This window comes from Listeria farberi (genome assembly GCF_014229245.1).
In the GTDB taxonomy this organism is placed as follows: Bacteria; Bacillota; Bacilli; order Lactobacillales; family Listeriaceae; genus Listeria; species Listeria farberi.
In genome coordinates this window covers 1-2,278 of record NZ_JAARZJ010000044.1, presented here as the reverse complement: position 1 = coordinate 2,278, position 2,278 = coordinate 1, and the positions used below count along the sequence as shown (strand labels likewise).

The 2,278-nt window shown below is 29.7% G+C and carries 2 protein-coding genes; both read right to left on the bottom strand.

The genetic code is table 11. The annotated features are described in order from the left end of the window. Positions 1-72: 72 nt before the first annotated feature. Positions 73-1,566: a MucBP domain-containing protein gene (locus tag HCB45_RS15080; RefSeq protein ID WP_185620447.1), complete on the bottom strand. Its 1,494-nt coding sequence runs from the start codon at positions 1,564-1,566 to the stop codon at positions 73-75. A gap of 294 nt (positions 1,567-1,860) precedes the next feature. Further along, on the bottom strand, positions 1,861-2,190 hold the full coding sequence (locus tag HCB45_RS15075) for a hypothetical protein (RefSeq protein WP_185620446.1): 330 nt from the start codon (positions 2,188-2,190) through the stop codon (positions 1,861-1,863). Positions 2,191-2,278: the final 88 nt, after the last annotated feature.

Genomic DNA, 2,278 nt, shown 5'->3' with positions numbered 1-2,278 from the left:
TAGCCAAATAAATCCAATCCTTTAAAAGGATTGGATTTATTAAAAATAATAAATACTTTTTTAAGGGCTTACTTAGTCATCTTCAGTAGGCGGTACTATAGTAATAGGATACAAATCCATATTGTAAGTGACGACTGTATTATCCTCGGATAGAGTACCTTCTATATTATCCGGAACTATTACTTTATTCTCCCAATTTATAATTCCCCAAGATCCTCCTTCATCATTTGGAGGTCCCATAACATATGGAACTTGATTGCCTTTATCGTCTATTATGTTAAAAATCATTCTTTCAGGTAAAGAATATTTATCTCCTTCTTTTCCTTGAATAATAATATCTGGAACTGTTTCTCCCTGATTATATAGTTGATTATTATAATTTAATTTCATGTGGTATTGATCTAAATTAGGATAAAGAGGTACTAATTTGCCGTCTTGAATCTTCGTTAAATCATCTAAAACAAACGGTCCGCCAGTTAGTCTGTCAATAAATTTAATGGTAAGTGTGACGTCTTGCGCATTTTTGATATAAATATATTTAACTTGGATCGGCTCATTAGACAATATGCCTTTTGCATTAGATGGTAGTTTATTTGTATCTAACGTATATCCTTCGATTTGCAGTTGATCTGTTTCTACTGTTGCATCATAGGGATCTCCCACATTTCCACTGATTATTTTTGGTTCATGAATTTGATTACCGTTTTCATCAAGGTATTCAATAGTTAAGTTAGCAGCTGGAATAGCTTTTTTATCATAAATATACGTTACTATTTGTGAGTTATTCGTAAATTTACCCGTTGCATTACCTTGTACTTCTTTAAAATCGTAATCTTCAATCTCTTTTTGTACAGTTTTGTAGGTTTTTCCAACTTCACCTTTTAATGTTTCACTTGGGGCTATAGAATTCCCTTGTTCATCTTGGTAATTCACTATTACTGTGCCTTGTTCCACTGGGGGTGTTGGGGTGGGCTTATTATCATTTTTACTTGTGTGGATATAGCCAATATACCTATATCCTTCAATGGTTGCTGGTTTTTTTGTTTCTTTTGTACCTTTTGTTACCGTCATTGTTTCTTGTGGTTTTAAAAGACTATTTTCCACTGCTTGAACAATAGGTCCCGCTAGTAAACTTGTACCTGTAAATATGATTAGAAACAAAAGGAACTTATTTTGTTTTTTCTTTTTTAAAGTAAGAAGAGCTATTCCTCCACCTAAAAGTATAAATCCTAAAATAATTAAATATATATTAGAACTTATATCACCAGTTTTTAGTAAGTTTTGTCCATTAGAAGCACTATTTGTAAAGCTAGTATTTCCATTTACCGGTGAATCATTTTTTTGATAAACAAATAGATAATTTTCATAATCATTTTTATTTATTTCATCTGGATTGCCTTTGATAATATTATTTTTTTGTGTAGTATCTAAAGTATTAAAATCGACATAGTCATACGTAATTTTACTTATATTAGTTTCGGCAGCGTTTACAGAAATGTTTTCAAACACAAAACCTAAAAGTAACAGAGCAGCTGTGAATAAACTGTAAATGAATTTTTTGTTCATTTTAGCTATCATTCCTCTCCCATTTAAATATTTATTAATAAGCGTACTCAAGAATGCCACGATTTCAAATAGAAATTAGTTCTTCTATCCTTTTAATTATAAAGGATTAAATGATGCTAAACAAAGATTACAAACTATTTATCAATAAAAAGCAATAGATAATCTTATATAGAAATATTTCAGTAAGTAAAGTTTTCTACTTTATACTCTTTGAAGTTTAAAATAGAAAAAACACTTTGATTTATTTTGTCAAAGTGCTTTGGTATCTCTTTATTTGTAAAACTTAGAAACTGATTATTTTGGACGGCGGCTTATTAGCACATCATCAAAAATCAACGTAATAGGATAACCTGTCTCATCCTTTATTTCAATCCAATCATCAATATTGTCAGAATCTCGATCATTCATGATGTGGTACTCTGAAAAACCAGTGTTTAAATCTGGTAATTTAATAAACTCATATTTTTCTTTTGAACAGTCAAAACCCAATTCCCTTATTTTTTCGAGCCAATATACAGCTTGCTCAACTTCCACTTTAGATTTTATCTTATCGCTATCTCCACCTTTAATAGCTGAAAGTAAAGCTTCTCGTTCTTTTTTTAGTAGTTCAATCACATATTCCATAATCATTTCCCTTGTCTAAAAATATAAATATTCTTCATCCATTTATTATTGTAAATAGTTTATATCGTTTATTTTAATAATACTACAA

Excerpts from the sequence above, each read along its gene's own strand:
- HCB45_RS15080 (WP_185620447.1), bottom strand. The coding sequence starts at position 1,566 with ATGAACAAAAAATTCATTTACAGTTTATTCACAGCTGCTCTGTTACTT.
- HCB45_RS15075 (WP_185620446.1), bottom strand. The coding sequence starts at position 2,190 with ATGGAATATGTGATTGAACTACTAAAAAAAGAACGAGAAGCTTTACTT.